General features: G+C 44.7%; 16 protein-coding genes and 1 tRNA gene. 9 read left to right on the top strand and 8 right to left on the bottom strand.

What is annotated here, in order from left to right:
- Positions 1-4: 4 nt before the first annotated feature.
- The 4 genes from parC to K5L93_RS06035 all read left to right on the top strand — a co-directional run bounded on the left by parC (position 5) and on the right by K5L93_RS06035 (position 4,353).
- On the top strand, positions 5-2,296 hold the full coding sequence (gene parC, locus K5L93_RS06050; RefSeq protein ID WP_220718911.1) for a DNA topoisomerase IV subunit A: 2,292 nt from the start codon (positions 5-7) through the stop codon (positions 2,294-2,296).
- Positions 2,297-2,370: 74 nt separating this feature from the next.
- A complete protein-coding gene (locus tag K5L93_RS06045) occupies positions 2,371-3,147 on the top strand; it encodes a 1-acylglycerol-3-phosphate O-acyltransferase (protein ID WP_220718910.1) in 777 nt (258 codons plus the stop codon).
- Between the two features lie 2 nt (positions 3,148-3,149).
- Positions 3,150-3,521, top strand: a complete 372-nt coding sequence (gene rraB, locus K5L93_RS06040; RefSeq protein WP_220718909.1) for a ribonuclease E inhibitor RraB — start codon at positions 3,150-3,152, stop codon at positions 3,519-3,521.
- 85 nt (positions 3,522-3,606) lie between these two features.
- Positions 3,607-4,353: a substrate-binding periplasmic protein gene (locus tag K5L93_RS06035; protein WP_220718908.1), complete on the top strand. Its 747-nt coding sequence runs from the start codon at positions 3,607-3,609 to the stop codon at positions 4,351-4,353.
- Positions 4,354-4,530: 177 nt separating this feature from the next.
- Here the strand turns inward: K5L93_RS06035 and K5L93_RS06030 are convergent, their stop codons facing one another.
- The 4 genes from K5L93_RS06030 to pepA all read right to left on the bottom strand — a co-directional run bounded on the left by K5L93_RS06030 (position 4,531) and on the right by pepA (position 10,261).
- Complete coding sequence (locus tag K5L93_RS06030) at positions 4,531-5,232, bottom strand: DUF445 domain-containing protein (protein WP_220718907.1); 702 nt, start codon at positions 5,230-5,232, stop codon at positions 4,531-4,533.
- Positions 5,233-5,292: 60 nt separating this feature from the next.
- The gene (locus tag K5L93_RS06025) at positions 5,293-8,166 is read right to left on the bottom strand and encodes a valine--tRNA ligase (RefSeq protein WP_220718906.1); all 2,874 of its coding nucleotides are present in this window, start codon (positions 8,164-8,166) and stop codon (positions 5,293-5,295) included.
- A gap of 14 nt (positions 8,167-8,180) precedes the next feature.
- Positions 8,181-8,627, bottom strand: coding sequence for a DNA polymerase III subunit chi (locus K5L93_RS06020; RefSeq protein ID WP_220718905.1), 447 nt, complete (start codon positions 8,625-8,627; stop codon positions 8,181-8,183).
- 125 nt (positions 8,628-8,752) lie between these two features.
- Positions 8,753-10,261 carry a leucyl aminopeptidase gene (gene pepA / locus K5L93_RS06015; protein WP_220718904.1) on the bottom strand — a complete coding sequence of 503 codons (1,509 nt, stop codon included), beginning with the start codon at positions 10,259-10,261 and terminating at the stop codon, positions 8,753-8,755.
- A 192-nt stretch (positions 10,262-10,453) separates the two neighbouring features.
- Between pepA and lptF the strand changes: the two genes are divergently transcribed.
- Entirely contained in the window at positions 10,454-11,569 is a 1,116-nt protein-coding gene (gene lptF / locus K5L93_RS06010; protein WP_220718903.1) for an LPS export ABC transporter permease LptF, read from the top strand.
- A complete protein-coding gene (gene lptG, locus K5L93_RS06005) occupies positions 11,553-12,620 on the top strand; it encodes an LPS export ABC transporter permease LptG (RefSeq protein WP_220718902.1) in 1,068 nt (355 codons plus the stop codon). Before lptF ends, lptG begins: the two co-directional genes overlap by 17 nt.
- 2 nt (positions 12,621-12,622) lie before the next feature.
- On the opposite strand, the gene K5L93_RS06000 is transcribed toward lptG, so the two are convergent.
- Positions 12,623-13,093, bottom strand: coding sequence for an RDD family protein (locus K5L93_RS06000; protein ID WP_016401644.1), 471 nt, complete (start codon positions 13,091-13,093; stop codon positions 12,623-12,625).
- A 208-nt stretch (positions 13,094-13,301) separates the two neighbouring features.
- On the opposite strand from K5L93_RS06000, the gene K5L93_RS05995 reads away from it, so the two are divergent.
- Both K5L93_RS05995 and K5L93_RS05990 read left to right on the top strand, forming a co-directional pair.
- Positions 13,302-13,388: transfer RNA gene (locus K5L93_RS05995), tRNA-Leu, on the top strand.
- Positions 13,389-13,564: 176 nt separating this feature from the next.
- The gene (locus tag K5L93_RS05990) at positions 13,565-13,933 is read left to right on the top strand and encodes an integrase arm-type DNA-binding domain-containing protein (protein WP_220718901.1); all 369 of its coding nucleotides are present in this window, start codon (positions 13,565-13,567) and stop codon (positions 13,931-13,933) included.
- Here K5L93_RS05990 and K5L93_RS05985 read toward each other — a convergent pair.
- Complete coding sequence (locus K5L93_RS05985) at positions 13,885-14,244, bottom strand: ABC transporter permease family protein (protein ID WP_220718900.1); 360 nt, start codon at positions 14,242-14,244, stop codon at positions 13,885-13,887. The genes K5L93_RS05990 and K5L93_RS05985 overlap by 49 nt on opposite strands.
- A 278-nt stretch (positions 14,245-14,522) precedes the next feature.
- Here K5L93_RS05985 and K5L93_RS05980 point away from each other — a divergent pair, with 278 nt between their 5' ends.
- A complete protein-coding gene (locus K5L93_RS05980; protein WP_220718899.1) occupies positions 14,523-15,320 on the top strand; it encodes a LysR family transcriptional regulator in 798 nt (265 codons plus the stop codon).
- A 42-nt stretch (positions 15,321-15,362) separates the two neighbouring features.
- Here the strand turns inward: K5L93_RS05980 and K5L93_RS05975 are convergent, their stop codons facing one another.
- Together K5L93_RS05975 and K5L93_RS05970 are read right to left on the bottom strand one after the other, a co-directional pair.
- Positions 15,363-16,394 (bottom strand): HlyD family secretion protein, encoded by a 1,032-nt coding sequence (locus tag K5L93_RS05975; protein ID WP_220718898.1) that lies wholly within the window; start codon positions 16,392-16,394, stop codon positions 15,363-15,365.
- The gene (locus K5L93_RS05970) at positions 16,391-16,903 is read right to left on the bottom strand and encodes a magnesium transporter (RefSeq protein WP_220718897.1); all 513 of its coding nucleotides are present in this window, start codon (positions 16,901-16,903) and stop codon (positions 16,391-16,393) included. Before K5L93_RS05970 ends, K5L93_RS05975 begins: the two co-directional genes overlap by 4 nt.
- Positions 16,904-17,026 lie beyond the last annotated feature (123 nt).

Here is a 17,026-nt window from a genome sequence, read left to right as displayed (position 1 = left end):
AAGCATGAGTGATGCTAATGAACTCAGTTTAGAGGGCGTAGAACGCCTATCAATGAGCAGCTTTACTGAGCAGGCGTATTTAAATTATTCCATGTACGTGATCATGGACCGCGCCTTACCGCATATTGGTGACGGTTTAAAACCAGTACAACGACGTATTATTTACGCCATGTCCGAACTAGGTTTATCGGCCAATGCAAAATACAAAAAATCGGCACGTACAGTAGGTGATGTGTTAGGTAAGTATCACCCTCATGGTGATTCGGCTTGTTACGAAGCCATGGTGTTAATGGCTCAGCCCTTTTCTTACCGTCACCCTTTAGTTGATGGACAAGGTAACTGGGGCGCGCCCGATGACCCTAAGTCTTTTGCCGCTATGCGTTATACCGAAGCTAAGCTATCTAAGTTCTCGGAAGTATTGCTGAGTGAGTTAGGCCAAGGGACCTGTGATTGGATCCCTAACTTTGACGGCACCATGAATGAGCCGAAGGTACTGCCTGCGCGTTTACCACACATTCTATTAAATGGTGTTACTGGCATTGCGGTGGGCATGGCTACCGATATCCCGCCACATAATGTGAAAGAAGTCGCCAACGCATGTGTGCATTTGTTGGATAACCCAAAGGCTCAATTAGAAGATTTATTAGAGCACGTTCAAGCACCTGATTACCCTACCGAAGCTGAGATTATCACGCCAGCCAAAGACATACGTAAAATTTATGAAACTGGTCGAGGCTCGGTGAAAATGCGCGCGGTATTTCATACTGAAGATGGTGAAGTAGTGATTACGGCACTGCCACACCAAGTGTCGGGAGCCAAAGTCTTGGAGCAAGTCGCCGCGCAAATGCAGGCTAAAAAGCTACCAATGGTGGTGGACTTACGTGATGAGTCAGATCACGAAAACCCCACCCGCATCGTCGTTGTTCCTCGCTCAAACAGAGTAGACGTTGATCAGCTGATGAATCACCTGTTTGCTTCAACAGATCTGGAGCGCAATTACCGAGTTAACCTCAACATGTTGGGCTTAGATAATCGTCCACAAGTGAAAGGCTTAGTACAAATATTAAGTGAATGGCTACGCTACCGCCGTGATGTAGTGCGCCGCCGCCTCCAGTATCGTTTAGATAAAGTGCTGGCACGCTTACATATTTTGGATGGCTTGTTAATTGCCTTCCTTAATATTGATGAGGTGATTGAAATAATTCGTAGCGAAGATGAGCCTAAAGCCGCCTTAATGGAACGCTTTGGTTTATCTAATAAACAAGCTGAAGCGATTCTAGAAATCAAGTTACGCCAACTTGCCAAACTTGAAGAAATCAAAATTCGGGGCGAACAAGCCGAACTAGCCGAAGAGCGCGATAAGCTTGAAAAGCTATTAGGCAGTGAGCGCCGTATGAGCACCTTGCTTAAAAAAGAGCTGTTGGCTGATGCAGAAGCATACGGAGATGCGCGTCGCTCACCCTTAGTCGAGCGCTCAGAAGCAAAAGCGCTTAGTGAAAAAGAGCTAATGCCTAACGAAGCCATTACCGTTGTGTTATCTGATAAAGGCTGGGCGCGAGCTGCCAAAGGCCACGATGTAGATGCTCAAAGCTTAAGCTACAAAGCGGGAGACCACTTCTTAGGCAGTGCCTGTGGGCGGAGTAACCAACAAACGGTATTTTTTGATACTGCAGGACGGAGTTATGCGCTTGATTCACACACCTTACCTTCGGCGCGGAGTCAAGGCGAACCTTTAACAGGTCGCTTTAACCTAGCGCCTGGAGAATTGTTTAGCCATGTGGTTATGGCCGATGACGAACAACGCTATTTAATTGCCTCTGATGCTGGTTATGGCTTTATCGGTAAATATGCCGATATGCTTAGTAAGAATAAAAACGGGAAGGCTTACCTTAATCTTCCCGCTGGCAGCAAAGTATTAGCGCCAATAGAAGTGAGTAATTACGATACCGACAGTTGCTTGGCTATTTCTAATGAAGGGCGAATGCTGGTATTTCCGTTAACCAGCTTACCTGAGTTGGCAAAAGGTAAAGGGAATAAATTAATAAGCATTCCAACGGCGCGGGTTAAGAATAGAGAAGAGTATGTCACCATTCTTAATGTGGTTCCGGCAGAAGCTTCCGTCACCTTGTTTGCCGGTAAGCGTAAACTTACCCTGAAGCCTAGTGATTTAGATCATTACCGTGGAGAGCGAGGTCGCCGTGGTAATAAACTGCCGCGTGGTTTGCAACGTGTTGATGGCATTGAAATTGAGGCCACTGCTACAGAAAATGATGAGCTTACAACAGATGACGCTTAGATTAAGTTTTTCAGCTTACACTTGTTCACCTAAATGACTGCGCGTATACTGCGGGCTGTTTTAATGGGGGTGTCATGTTAGCCGTAATTCGAATTTTGTTTATAGCCTTGGTAATGCTGTCGGCATTTCCGTTTGTGATTTTGTATTGCTTAACCCGACCTCGTCATCCTGATTTAGTGCATCAAATTGGTGTACTTATCGCTAAATGTGGTCGCTTTGTGGGTATCGATGTTGAGCTTCGTCACTTAAGCCAAGATATCCCTGACAAAGCAGTGTGGATCGCTAATCATCAAAACAGCTACGATATGTTTACTTTACCCTTTGCTTTGCGCAAAGGAGTGGTGTCGATTGGTAAAAAAAGCCTGGCCAAAATACCATTTTTCGGTCAAATCTACTGGATTACCGGCAACATTCTTATTGACCGAGATCGCCGTAGCAAAGCTGCTGATACGATAAAACAAGCCGCTGAAGCGATTGATAAACGCCACCTTTCGGTATGGATGTTCCCAGAAGGAACCCGTAGCTATGGTCGTGGTTTGCAAGCCTTTAAAACTGGAGCCTTTCATTTGGCCATGCAAGCTAAAGTGCCGATGTTACCTATTTGCTGTTCATCTACCCATGGTCAAGTAAAGTTAAATCGTTGGAACAACGGAAAGGTGATTGTAGAAGTTGGTAAAGCGATCGATGTGAGTCAATGGAAGGGCAATTTACGAGCAGAAATTAGTCAGTTACATGACACGATGGAACAACGTATCTATGAGCTAACCATGGAAGCCCGTGGTGAAGCTGCCGATTATCAAAAGATTCATAATAAGCAGGTTGAAGCTAATAAAGACGCGGTGGGAGAATAAACATGAGCATGCAACAAGTAATTAATGACTGGCAAGAAGAGACCGATCTGATTATCCAAGAGTTGTTAGCCGATGGCAGTGATCCTGACGCTGAGTACACTATCGAGCATCACATCGCCAGCAAAGACTTTAAAGTGCTAGAGAAAGCCGCCGTAGACGTTTTTAAAGCAGGTTTTGAAGTAAGTGATGCCGAAGAGGCCGAACTTGAAGACGGCGGTAAAGTGTGGTGTTTTGACGTGATTGTTGAAGCCTCACTTGAGGCTGATGGGATTAAAGAAGATATTGAAACTCTAGCCAAAATTGCTGACAAACATAAAGTGATTTATGACGGTTGGGGTACCTACTTTGAATCTGGCGAAGAAGACGAGCAATAAGCTTTAGCTATTCATTATTAAAAGGCGCATTTAGCGCCTTTTTTTTTGACTACACTATTAACAACATAAGCCTAAAGGACTAACTGTGAATCTGTTGCGCATTTTTCTGTGTTTGCTGCTTAGCTACCCAGCTTGGGCACAACAAACCCTTACTACCGCAAATGCGCATTGGCCGCCATGGCGAACCATTGAATCCGACGGTAGCTTAACTGGGATAGAAATAGAGCTGCTTAAGGTTTTAAGTGCGCGCCTAGATTTACAATTACATACCAAAGGGTGTGGCTGGAGGCGTTGCCTAAAGCACATGCTGATGGGCGAAAGCGATGTAATGACGGGACTCTATAGAAACGCTGAGCGCGAACAGTATATGACGTTTGTGGAGCCTGCTTATCGAAGCTTGCAAAGTAATTGTTTTTACTTGAAACGCGATAGCTCACTTGACGTTGATAGCTATCAAGACTTGTACTCATTAACTATTGCTGTGCAAATTAAGGTGGCTTACTTTGAGCGTTTCGACCAAGACCAAGGGCTAAGCAAACATGAAGTCATTGATGACCTGTCGGCGTTTCGTTTACTCAAAGGTCAGCGAGTTGATGCCGTAGTAATGTCTTGTGTGGAAGGAGATTACTTCTTAAAAGAGCAGGGAATGGCTTCTTGGTTTAAACATGCTGATTATCGCCAGCAAACACAGCGTCCTGTTTATTTGGCTATCTCAAAGTTGTCACCGTTAGTTAAGCGTCAGCAAGAGATCTCTAACTTACTACAAGCGATGTTAGATAGCGGAGAGATAGACGCCTTGATAGCAGGAAAACAGCTAGCTGACAGCAACTAGCTGGATGTTATACCAATTGTAATAAGTACTAGTTCATTCTATTTGGTTAAAATACTCGATAACTGCGTTAGAATTTTTAATTGTAGAATAACTACTTATCGAAAAATCCTGGCTGGTTCTCGAGTATTTTTCTGGCGTTATTTCTGACCACTTACTTAGTGTGATTGGTATTACAACTTACACTAGGCCGTGTATTAGGCCAAATACTCCACCAAAAACACCGCCCCAAACGACCAGCCAGCCTAGGTGCTTACGAATCATCTCTTGGATGATTTGTTTAACTAATTGTGGGGTAAGCTCAGCAAGCCGCTGTTCGATAATTAAGGTGATTTTTTGTTGCACATCGCCTAAGTGTTCAGGTTGCTCTAATTCTTCTCTGAGTGCTTCGCTAAATTGCTCATCTTGGCTAATTTCAATCACTGCATCTTTGAGCTTTTCTACAAAAGGCTGCTCAAGCGGAGTGAGTGCTTCTTTGCCACCAACCATCGCTAGCATTCCGCCAAAAGATGAGTTTTCGATAGTATCTACTAAGGCATGATAAGCGGGGCTAAAGTCAGTTTTATCAATCACTGGGCGCAGATTTAATTGCACCGCTTTTCCACTCGCATCAGAAAGAAAACGGTCGATGTTTTCTGCAGTAAAAAATTGGGTCAACATTAACTGTTTAATGCCTGCTTTAAAGTCGTCAAAGCGCGCCGGAATAACCCCAGAGCCATATAAACCGGGCACTTTTTCAAACAACATATGCACCGCTATCCAGTTGGTAAATGCGCCGGATAGAGCAAACAAACCAATCGAGAAGATTAAGTCATTGGCAGTAAAATAGCCTACAGCTACCAGTAGCAAAGTGGCTAAGTTAGTGAGTAAACTCTTGTTCATTGTTTATCCTTTCACAAATAAAAAAGTCCTCCACTGGAGGACTTAGTCATAAGTTGCAAACTAAAGGGCGGCGATGGTCTCTTGCTGAGCAACCAACTTAGCCTTAGCACTTTCCATTTCGTCTAGTTTGGCACGTTCTTTAGCAATAACTTGCTCAGGTGCATTGGCGACAAACTTTTGATTTGATAGCTTGCCAGACACTTTTGCTAGCTCTTTTTCTAGTTTTTCAAGTTGCTTGCCGATACGTGCTAGCTCTGCATCTTTATCAATTAGGCCAGCCATAGGGATAAGTATCTCCATGTTGCCTAAAATAGCAGTTGCTGAGGCTGGAGCCGCTTCGCCTTCTGCCAATGGGGTGGTGCTTTCTAGTTTAGCTAGAGAAGCCAAGAACGGTGCGTTATCGTTTAAGCGGCGTAAGTCTTCGCTTGAGGCGTTTTTCAATAGGACGTTAAGCGGTTTGTTCGGGCTAATGTCCATCTCACCGCGAATATTTCGAATCGCCAAAATAAACTGCTTAAGCCATTCTAAATCGGCCACAGCGGCTTCATCTATACGTGAGGCATCAAACTCTGGAATGCTTTGCAGCATAATGCTATCACTGGCCTGCGCTTTACCGGCTAATGGCGCAACTTGACGCCAAATGGTTTCGGTAATGTAAGGCGTGATTGGGTGCATTAAACGCAGTAAGCTTTCTAAAATGTTTAGCAGGGTATAGCGAGTACCACGTTGCTGCACCTCGTTGCCTTTAAACAGAACTGGCTTAGTTAATTCTAAGTACCAACCACAGAACTGGTTCCAGGTGAATTCGTAGATTAGCTGGGCAGCAATGTCGAAGCGGTAAGTATCTAATGCTTCACGGTAAGCTTTGATGGTTTGCTGATATTGGCCTTCGATCCAGCGGTCTGCTAGAGAAAATTCCATTTCACCGCCCTGCTCTTGTGAAGAGAGGCCGCAGTCTTGCTCTTCGGTATTCATTAATACGTAGCGGCTGGCATTCCATAACTTGTTACAGAAGTTTCGGTAACCTTCAAGGCGGTTCATGTCCCAGTTAATATCACGACCAGTGGTCGCCATAGCGGCTAGGGTGAAACGTAAGGCGTCGGTACCGTGAGCTTCAATGCCGTTTTCGAAAGTTTTACGGGTATCTTTTTCGATTTTCTTAGCAAGTTGTGGCTGCATCATGTTGCCACAACGTTTAGTTACTAAGCTTTCTAAATCGATACCGTCGATCATGTCTAATGGGTCAAGTACGTTGCCCTTAGACTTCGACATTTTGTCGCCATTTTCATCACGAATAAGCCCCGTTACGTATACCGTTTTAAAAGGTACTTGAGGCTTGTTATTTTCGTCTTTGATGAAGTACATGGTCATCATGATCATTCTGGCTACCCAGAAGAAGATGATGTCAAAACCAGTTACCAATACATCGCTTGGGTGGAAGGTAGCAAGGTTTGGCGTTTTCTCTGGCCAGCCTTGAGTCGCAAATGTCCATAAACCTGAAGAGAACCATGTATCTAGTACGTCGTCGTCTTGGCGTAGGCTTACTTCGTCACCTAAGCCGTGTTTGCTACGTACTTCTGCTTCGTTACGACCAACATACACTTTGCCGCTTTCATCGTACCAAGCGGGAATGCGGTGGCCCCACCAAAGTTGGCGTGAAATACACCAATCTTGAATGTCGCGCATCCATGAGAAGTACATGTTCTCGTATTGCTGTGGTACAAATTTGATGTCGCCATTTTCTACCGCTTCGGTAGCAGTTTTGGCTAGCGGCGCGGCACGTACATACCATTGGTCGGTTAGCATTGGCTCAATTACTACGCCGCCTCGGTCACCGTAAGGTACAGTGTTGTTGTGGTCGGCTACTTCTTGTAACAGGCCTAACTCGTCAAACTTGGCCACAATGGCTTTACGTGCTGCAAAGCGCTCTAAACCTTGGAACTCTTCCGGAATATCCGTTGAATAAACCTCTGATGGCTCACCATTGCTAGTGAATACTTCGGCTGCATCACGAATGTCTGCATTCAAGGTAAGAATGTTGATCATCGGAAGTTTGTGGCGCTTGCCAACTTCACAGTCATTAAAGTCGTGAGCGGGAGTGATTTTTACACAACCAGTACCTTTCTCCATATCGGCGTGTTCGTCACCTACGATAGGAATGCGGCGACCAACTAATGGTAGCTCGATGAACTTGCCTATTAGGGCGTTGTAGCGAGGATCTTCTGGGTTAACCGCAACACCAGTATCACCTAGCATGGTTTCTGGACGGGTAGTGGCAACCACCAAATAATCTTTACCTTCACTGGTGGTTTCACCATCGGCTAGCGGGTAGCGCAGGTGCCACATGTGGCCTTTCTTTTCTTTGTTTTCAACTTCAAGATCAGAAATAGCAGTGTGCAGTTTTGGATCCCAGTTAACTAGGCGTTTACCGCGGTAGATAAGATCGTCTTCGTAAAGGCGTACAAAGGCTTCTTCTACGGCTTTAGACATGCCGTCGTCCATGGTGAAGCGCTCGCGCTCCCAGTCGACCGAGGCGCCTAAACGGCGTAGCTGCTTAGTAATTGTGCCGCCAGATTCTGCTTTCCAATCCCAAATTTTGTTGATAAAAGCCTCACGACCATAGTCGTGTTTGGTTTTGTCTTCTTCAGCGGCAATTTTACGCTCTACCACCATTTGGGTTGCAATGCCGGCGTGGTCAGTACCTACTTGCCACAAGGTGTTTTTACCTTGCATGCGTTGGTAGCGGATCAAGGTATCCATAATGGTGTCTTGAAACGCATGTCCCATATGCAAGCTGCCAGTGACGTTTGGCGGTGGGATCATAATGCTGTAGGCGTCTTTAGTGGTATCGCCATGCGGCTTAAAGTGGCCTTGTTGTTCCCATTCTTGATATAGCGCTTGTTCAATTGCGCTTGGGTTGTAGGTCTTTTCCATTGGATGTACTGACTCTATGTAATTTCTGGGTTTGTGTACGCTGCGGTGTCTAATTGTAGACCCTGTTGGCGATACACTCGATAACGTTCTCTAGCCGCAGCCTTGCCGGTTTCATCTGCTGGCACAAAATCGATAATATGTTGAAAATTTCTGGCAAAATCTGGTGCCGTATCTGTGAGATTCACTAAACACTGACGACGTTGCCTAGGTGCCTGCCATGATATTTCGACAGGCGCCCCTCCTTTGGGGCCTTCACCACTGAGGTTGTGCGGCACAAATTGCTCGGCTTCAAATTGCCAAAGCACTTCGTCAATCCGCTCTGCATGCTGCTTGGAAGAGGTATACACCTGTATGCGCTCCCCGTTTCGATAGTATTGTGCAAGCACATCACACACTATTTTATCGAACGCTTCGCTGTCAGTGATGACAGAATCGGGCATGATATAAAATTTCGCTTTCATACGCTAGAGACTACTTGTTTGAAATATGCACGGCAATGCTTAGTTTTAGGCCTTTGAGCAAGAAATTTTGCCCTGAAAAGAAAAGAGGGAGCAAATGCTCCCTTTTAGTGAATAAGCGTATTGGCTTATTCTTCTATTTCTTGATCAGTTTTGCTAATTAAGAATTGAGTCAGCAATGGCACTGGGCGACCGGTTGCGCCTTTTTCGCCGCCAGTCTTCCAAGCTGTACCGGCAATATCTAGGTGAGCCCAGTTGTACTTTTTAGTAAAGCGCGACAAGAAACAAGCTGCAGTGATAGAGCCTGCGGTTTTACCTCCAATATTGGCCATGTCGGCAAAGTTACTGTTTAGTTGCTCTTGATACTCTTCACCTAACGGTAGTCGCCAGGTTTTATCACCACTTTGCTCAGCACAGTTAAGTAAGTCGTGTGCAAGGGGGTTGTGCGGCGTCATTAAACCGGTGGTGTGGTGGCCTAGCGCAATGACACAGGCACCGGTTAGGGTGGCTACATCAATCACTAACTCAGGCTCGTAACGCTCTACATAGGTGAGCACGTCACACAATACCATGCGCCCTTCGGCGTCGGTATTTAGTACTTCTACAGTAATGCCCGACATCGTGGTGATAACATCACCAGGGCGATAGGCGTTGCCGCCAGGCATGTTTTCACAGCCTGCAAGAATGCCGGTCACTTTAAGCGGTAACTGTAATTCGGCCAGTGCTTTCATGGTGCCATAAACACCTGCAGCACCGCCCATGTCGTATTTCATTTCATCCATGCCTGCGCCGGGTTTTAGTGAAATACCGCCAGAGTCAAAAGTAAGCCCTTTACCTACTAATACAATTGGTTTTTGGTCTTCGCAGCCTGGTGCACAGTACTCGATCACACTCATAATTGATTCGTTATCTGAACCACGACCCACAGCCAAGTATGAGTCCATTTTAAGTGCCGCCATTTGCGCTTCACCTAAGGTGGTTACTTTTACGTTGTCGTAGTTGCTTTGTAACTCTTTAGCTTGTTCGGCTAAATAAGCAGGGTTACAAATGTTAGGTGGTAAGTTGGCTAGATCTTTAGCGTGTTTAACCCCTTGAGCGACTGCTAAACCGTGTTGAACCGCGCTTTCACCAACGGTGAGCTCGCGGCGAGTAGGCACGTTAAATACAATTTTGCGCAGTGGGCGACGGGTTTCTTCGCGATTGCTTTTTAGCATATCAAAGCTGTAGAGCGTTTCTTGAGTGGTTTCTACTGCTTGGCGAACTTTCCAGTAGGTATTGCGAGACTTAACATGCAACTCTGGTAAGAAACATACCGCCTCCATAGAACCCGTTTCGTTTAGGGTATTAATGGTTTTAGTAATGATTTGGCGGTACTGACGCTCGTTTAGTTCGCGCTCTTTACCACAACCAACTAATAATACGCGCTCGCTTAATACGTTAGGTACATGATGTAACAACAGTACTTGGCCAGCTTTACCTTCTAAATCACCGCGACGTAATAAGGCGCTAATATAGCCATCGCTAATTTTGTCGAGTTGTTCGGCAACGGGCGATAAACGACGTGGTTCGTACACACCTACAACTATACACGCACTACGTTGCTTCTCCGGGCTACCGCTTTTTACGCTAAACTCCATGAATACTCCTACAATCTCCAAAACTGGGTTAAGATAGCTTACCTGCTAGAACGGGTGGCCGATTCTATCTACTGTTTAAATAAATATGAGCTATACAGGCACATATTGCTATGTGAAACTGTAAAAAATAGAAAGTTTATCTGAATTTTTTGCTATTACCAGCAAAGTTCTATGTTTGAAGTGAATGACTGAGTGCTAATATTCCGTTACTTATTTAGAGAAACAGCAAAAACCCAACTGGCGGTGTTGGCTGTTTTATTATTGATTTTTACCTCGCAAAAGTTTGTTCGAGTCTTATCTCAAGCTGCCGAAGGCAACGTTGCAGGTGAAATTATCGCTAAGGTTATGTTATTGAACATGCCTGCCTTTTTGATTCTTATCCTACCAATAAGTATGTTTATCGGCGTTTTGGTGGCTCATGGCCGTTTATACGCAGACAGTGAAATGGTGGTGTTGCAAGCGTGTGGTTATAGCACCGCCCAATTGCTGCGCGATACGATGGTGCTGGGTTTACTGTCTACCGCGGCTGCAGGTTTTAACACCTTGTATTTAAGCCCGTATACCAATGAGTTAGAGCAACAGCTATTTGACCAAATGGATGCAGAAGCCGGCATATCGGTATTGGTGCAGGGGCGCTTTGAGTCCTTGGGCGGCGGGGTGGTGACCTTTGTGGAGCAAATTGAAAACAAAGGCCAACATCTTGAAAAAGTATTTGTAGCGCATACACCTGATGAAGGCAGCGATACTCGCCCTTCTGTTGTTATGGCGGAAAAAGGTGGTATTGAACGTCGCACCGATGGCTCGCAATGGATGGTGCTAAGTAATGGTAAGCGTTATGAGCAAGCGCCAGAGGAGCTTGATTACAGCATTCTACACTTTGAGCGATATCGGGTGTATTTGCGCGAGCAACAAGGCAACCAGTCGCAACGCCGTTTGTGGTCTTTACCCACAAAACAGTTAATTGGCTCTGAGGATCTAACCCAAATTGCCGAGTTGCAATGGCGTATTTCTTTGCCGCTTACTATTCCTATTTTAACTTTAATGGTGGTGCCCTTAGCGGCAGTTAATCCACGCCAAGGCCGTTACGCCAAATTGCTGCCGGCTATTTTGTTGTACCTAAGTTATTACTTGATGTTGAGTGCTGCAAGAAGTGCGTTAGAAGAAGGTAAAATACCACCAGAAGTGGGCTTGTGGTCAGTGCATGCCTTAATGCTGTTTATTTCGCTCAGCTATTTGTTTTTACGTAGCGAGTATTATCTGAAAATTCGCGGAAAAGTGAAAGGAAAGGCCTGTGTTTCGAATTCTTGATTGGTATATAGGCCGCACCATCATCATGTCGAGCTTGTTGGTACTGGTTACCTTGCAAAGCTTAAGCATGATCGTAAAATTTGTTGAGCAACTAGGCAGCGTAGGACAAGGCGATTATCAAATTATCGACGCCCTTTGGTATGTTTTGCTTAGTGTGCCTCGCGAACTTGAAATCTTTTTTCCTATGGCCGCGCTGCTTGGCTCACTGATTGGTTTAGGCTCTTTAGCTAGCACCAGTGAACTGGTAGTGATGCAAAGCTCTGGTTTATCACGGTTTAATATTTCAGTCGCAGTGTTAAAAACAGCGGTGCCAATGATGATCGTGATGATGTTGCTGGGTGAGTACGTCGCGCCTCGCGCAGATATGGCCGCTAAAGAATTGCGCTCAAGTAAAATGTCGGGCGGAGCCATGGTTGCAGTGCAGCGTGGTGTGTGGGCAAAGGACGGTGAAAGTTTTGTAAATATTGGCGAAGTACAAGAGAGTAAACAGCTATTCAATATCACTATTTATCGCTTTAATGATGACGCAGAATTGTACCAGCAAGTTGAGGGTGATCAGGCGGTTTATGATAGCAACCGTTGGTTGATTAAAGACGCCAAAGTTATCGACTTTAGTGATGATGGAGTTGTTGAGACTTACTACGAAGATTACCCTTGGAGCAGTACCTTAACTCCCGATAAATTGAGTGTAGTAACCGTTAAACCTCACGATCTGTCTATCTCTGGCATGTACTCTTACATTGGCTACTTAAAGCAAAACCGCCAAGACCCAGCCCGTTACGAGCTAGCATTGGCGCGTAAGTTAATGATGCCGATACTTACCGGTATTATGATGCTTTTGGCTTTGTCGTTTGTATTTGGCCCGCTGCGTAGCTCGAGTATGGGAGCAAAAATCATGTTGGGTGTGGTGGCTGGCTTTAGCTATTACATCTTAGATCAGGTGCTTGGTTCAATGAGTCTAGTTTACGGAGTACACCCTTACATTAGTGCTTCAATACCTAGTGTACTCGTACTAGGTATTGCGTTCTTTTTGATTAATCGTAGAACCTAGCGTTACTTTTTAGGCAAGGTCACCACTTGGCATCTGCCCCAAATATCTTGGAAAGCAGTGTTGTCTTTGGTGACGATTACCATCAAATTTCCTACCCCAAGTGCCGAAGTAAATAAACGAATAAGTGCTTGGGTGTAAGAAATGTTCGAGCCGTCTTTATTTTGCACCCGTAAACGCCAAGCTCGCATTCCAATGGTTTGGCCATGGTTATGCCAAAACCAAATATAAAACATGATTATGCTGCCCCAAATTAAGCCCTGAAACCAAATTTGACCAACTAGGTAAGTAGAGTGTTCAACCCCTTCGGGGAGCGTAATAAGCCCTATGCTGGTACCTATGGCTACTGCAGCTAAACCAAGCATGGTGGCTACCATGCCAATAGCAATGGCCATTAAAGCATCGTAAATATAAGCCCCTAAACGACGAAAGAAACCTGCGGTTGGCAGTGAAGTGGTAGCGCTAGCGTTAGCCATGGTTTTGTTGCCTCTAAGAAATTTCTTGTATGGTAGCAAATCTGCGCTGGCTGAGAATTAATCTGAGCAGCAAAATCTTCGACTTTCTTTAACTAACCCGCTGCTAGCACAATTCTTAAACACTTAGTGTGCTTTAAACTAAAAAGCACTTGCCAATCTAAAAACGCAGCTTATAATGCCAATCACTCGCCAAGGCGGGTAAACAAATGCCAGAGTGATGAAATTGGTAGACATAGGGGATTCAAAATCCCCCGCTAGTGATAGCGTGCCGGTTCAAGTCCGGCCTCTGGTACCAAATTAAGAATTGAGGATGTCCTAGGACATCCTTTTTTCGTTTTAAAATCAACGTTTACCTCCGCTTTTAGTCTTGAGACGTTTTTTGTCGTCTTGTTAAATCCAGATCTTTATGTAACCCTGAATGTAACCCCAGATAAATTCCAAGTAACCCCATGTCAATGGAGACTTGAACGAATGGCCAGAACAGCGGTACCGCTTACTAACACTCAAATTAAACAAGCTAAAGCTAAACAAGCTGAATATTCTCTAGCTGATGGAGATGGGTTGTCGCTGAGAATACGCCCCAATGGTAGTAAATCGTGGTTTTTTAATTACGTTGTACCAGTCAGTGGCAAACGCTTTAAAATCAGTTTTGGTCAGTATCCTGAAGTTTCACTTGCAGATGCCCGCCGAAAAAGAGTGGAAGCAAGAGCATTGGTGGCGGCAGGGGTAGATCCTAAAGTTCATAGTCAGCAAATGAGAAAAAAGGCAGAACAGGAATATAGCCAAACTCTTCAAGTGGTAGCTAAACACTGGTTTGAACGTTGGAAGCAGCAAATATGAACGATACCAATGGCAATCACAATCCCTACAACAGAGCCCAAAAAGAAACCAAGCATGGTCGAGTTTAAGGTGATTAAGCTATGGTGAACTAAGAAGTGCTTAGAGCTAATTGCAGTATCAAAAACCGACTTTTTTAACTCCAAGGCTACTTGATGCGGAGCTGGCAGTATTGGCCGTTTTACTTGATAGGCTTGGCTAATAACTTGGCTGTATGTCCACTGTTGTTTTTTCCGTTCTAGCTGGTTGATTAGCTGGTTACCATTCATCAGCAAGGCGGCGATATACCAAATGCCAATAATGGCTAATATCATGCTGGCGAGTGGTAGCTAATTGGCTAGGAAGTTGAGATTTTTCATATCACTACTCTCCCATGAATCTAATTAATGGCATGGTCGTTGGACGTAAGATCCGCTTAGCTCCTACGCAGAGATGCTTCTTGAAATCAACCCGTTCTAGTGTCTAACTCGCAGCCTCCATATTATTTTGGAGGCTTGTCAGTTTAAGCCCGAGCTAAATGTTATAGTCCATAATATGAGAAGAAAGGGGGGAAGGCAGCCCTTCAATTGATGAAACAAGGGTTTGATAAACAATGACCGACTATAACGCGCTAACGGTGTTTTTAGAGCTAATGCAATCGAGATCTACCAGCAAGGCGGCTAAAAAATTAGGGCGCTCGCAGTCTTATGTATCTAAGGTGTTAGCGCAGCTGAGAGAAGAACTTGATGACCCTTTATTTGTTCGGGAAGCTGAGGGACTAACCGCTACGGACTACGCTAATGCTATTGAGCCCAAACTTAAGCTTGCTTTTGAACAAGTAAGTTTGTCGTTAGAAGCTGAAAGCTTTGACCCTAAGTCATTAGAGCGAGTTTGCTTGCACATTGCTGAACCTTATTTGGTGGAAAAAGGTAAAGCCTTAATTCAAGCAATTCGGCAGCAAACTAATGCTGTCATCGAAATGCGGGTATGGAGTGAGCATAGCGAGTCGTTAATTTTACAGGGTGAGGTGGATATCGGCCTGCATGTAATTAGTGATAAGCCGCAATCTTTGTATCAAAAGCGTTTACACAGTGGCTCTGGGTATTTTGAGGGTAATCAGCAAGGCGAGTATGTAAAGTTTATCGTGTCTGGAGTCAATCAATATACCAACCACTTTGAAGTATTAGATCCCAAGATTAAAGCTTCTATTTGTGTTGATAATTACCAACTTATGTCTCAACTGTTGGACGAGTGCTTTACCTTGCGTTATGCGCCTTACAACGCTAAAGATGCCTTGCCAAAACTTAACTTCGATGTCGCTTTAATCATGAAGGCATCTAAGCGATATTCCAATAAAACTCTATGGTTGATGGAGCTGGTTGCGCCGATTATCAATAAAGGTGTGAAATAGTACTGGGAGACATGCTCCCAGCTAGAGGTATATTGCTTGGCTTTAAATAGCCGATAAGTAGGCTTTGTAAGCTTTTAATCTTACGGTTGCGCCACCAATAATGTCCATAAAGCCCAGTGCTGGGTGCGGTTTGGTGGCAGATATCCAACCAGAGCCTGTTGCACCTATCGGAATGCTATAACCCTCTGGCTCATCAAATTCGATAATAACGGTACGGCCATGGCTACCTGCATTATTGCCTACGTGTTGACGCACATGTTGCGAACCGTTGATTACAGGTACGCGTGCTTCGCCGGTTCCAGTGGAGATGCTATGCACTCGGCCTCTAAATATCTCCCCGGGGTAGGCATTGACATAAAATTCGGCAAATTGTCCTACTTTAATGTGCCCGTAGGTTTGGTCAGCAATGCGCATTTCAACAAACTTTTTATCATTGTTGTAAAGGTGCATGTTACCAATGCGAGTGCCATTTACGATGTTAGAAATTGATAATTGTCCGTCGAAGGGGGCGCGCACTTCACGGCGCTCATTTTGCCAAGCTGCGGTTTTTAATTGCGCTTCTATATTCAGTACTTGGGCGTTAGCCGCAGCGACTTTAGCATGGCTGGTTTGTAAGCGAGTTTTTACTTCATCACGCTCTGCCTCGTTGGAGAACTGATTCAGTGACTCCAGCCGATATAGGGTTTTGTTGTCATTATCAATTTGATGAGTTAAGGCTACAATTTCGGCTTGTGCCGCAAGTTTTTGGGCATGTAAACTTTGCATTTGCGCCTGCGAATCTACCGACTTTAAGGTGTAAATTAAATCGCCTTGCTTGACTTTTTGGTTGTGTTCAACGAACACTTGTTCAACTTCTTGGCCCAATAGTGGGCTAAGCACAGCGTGTGGTGCCTTAACCGTGGTGCTGTCGGTTAAGTCGGCTGGAGACCAAAAACGATGGGCGGTAAATAAGGCAAAGGCTAATAAAAAACCTAAGGCAACAATGATGGTGGCGTTTCGCAGCGTCCATTGCACCACTCCCATCTTAACCAATAACCAGCAGATCAAAATGTAAGGCAGCATTACCTCTTTCATGATTGCTCTCCTTTAGCTTGCAATGTTGAGCGGCCTTTTCTAATAATTTCTGACAAGGCATCAGACAATACGTCCCAGCGAGCAAAGGCAATAATTATAGCTATTACCCACCAGGTTTTATCGATGAATAAGCCACAAAGAGACAGGGCAAAAACAATTTGAGTGTGAGCACTCGACATTTGCGAGGCCTTATGAACAGCAATTTCGTGCAGTTGCCAAAGTAAATAAAGCATGTAGATGATAATGGCAATGGTGACAAAAAATACAAATCCCATAAATACTTCTGAGTCAAGCAGAGCAAGGATAGTCGGGTATCCGTCAGCAAAGTAGCTTTCGGGGAGTTCTTTGCCGTGTACCGTGCCAAGCTTAGATAAGCCTAGCGAAGCTAGTACAAGACAAGCTAAGCCGATTGTTAGTTTTAGGGTTTTGCTAAGTATGCGTTTAACTGTCCCTCGGGTGTTGCTGCTCAATCCTTTGGAAGTAATACGGCTTGGTTTGTTTATTGCCATTGTTAACTGCCTAGGTAAATAAAGTAGCATTAGTGTACTTAAGCCAAAGGCTTAAATTGGAATAATCGATATTCCATTTGTATCACTGCAGGATGGAAGCATTCGAACAGTTACTAGGGGAGG

The sequence above is a fragment of the Agarivorans litoreus genome (assembly GCF_019649015.1).
Taxonomy (GTDB): domain Bacteria; phylum Pseudomonadota; class Gammaproteobacteria; order Enterobacterales; family Celerinatantimonadaceae; genus Agarivorans; species Agarivorans litoreus.
Note: the sequence above shows the minus strand (reverse complement) of the source record. Positions and strands in the feature narration are given on the sequence as shown.

Excerpts from the sequence above, each read along its gene's own strand:
- parC (WP_220718911.1), top strand. The coding sequence starts at position 5 with ATGAGTGATGCTAATGAACTCAGTTTAGAGGGCGTAGAACGCCTATCA.
- K5L93_RS06045 (WP_220718910.1), top strand. The coding sequence starts at position 2,371 with ATGTTAGCCGTAATTCGAATTTTGTTTATAGCCTTGGTAATGCTGTCG.
- rraB (WP_220718909.1), top strand. The coding sequence starts at position 3,150 with ATGAGCATGCAACAAGTAATTAATGACTGGCAAGAAGAGACCGATCTG.
- K5L93_RS06030 (WP_220718907.1), bottom strand. The coding sequence starts at position 5,232 with ATGAACAAGAGTTTACTCACTAACTTAGCCACTTTGCTACTGGTAGCT.
- K5L93_RS06025 (WP_220718906.1), bottom strand. The coding sequence starts at position 8,166 with ATGGAAAAGACCTACAACCCAAGCGCAATTGAACAAGCGCTATATCAA.
- K5L93_RS06020 (WP_220718905.1), bottom strand. The coding sequence starts at position 8,627 with ATGAAAGCGAAATTTTATATCATGCCCGATTCTGTCATCACTGACAGC.
- pepA (WP_220718904.1), bottom strand. The coding sequence starts at position 10,261 with ATGGAGTTTAGCGTAAAAAGCGGTAGCCCGGAGAAGCAACGTAGTGCG.
- K5L93_RS06000 (WP_016401644.1), bottom strand. The coding sequence starts at position 13,093 with ATGGCTAACGCTAGCGCTACCACTTCACTGCCAACCGCAGGTTTCTTT.
- K5L93_RS05990 (WP_220718901.1), top strand. The coding sequence starts at position 13,565 with ATGGCCAGAACAGCGGTACCGCTTACTAACACTCAAATTAAACAAGCT.
- K5L93_RS05985 (WP_220718900.1), bottom strand. The coding sequence starts at position 14,244 with ATGATATTAGCCATTATTGGCATTTGGTATATCGCCGCCTTGCTGATG.
- K5L93_RS05980 (WP_220718899.1), top strand. The coding sequence starts at position 14,523 with ATGACCGACTATAACGCGCTAACGGTGTTTTTAGAGCTAATGCAATCG.
- K5L93_RS05975 (WP_220718898.1), bottom strand. The coding sequence starts at position 16,394 with ATGAAAGAGGTAATGCTGCCTTACATTTTGATCTGCTGGTTATTGGTT.
- K5L93_RS05970 (WP_220718897.1), bottom strand. The coding sequence starts at position 16,903 with ATGGCAATAAACAAACCAAGCCGTATTACTTCCAAAGGATTGAGCAGC.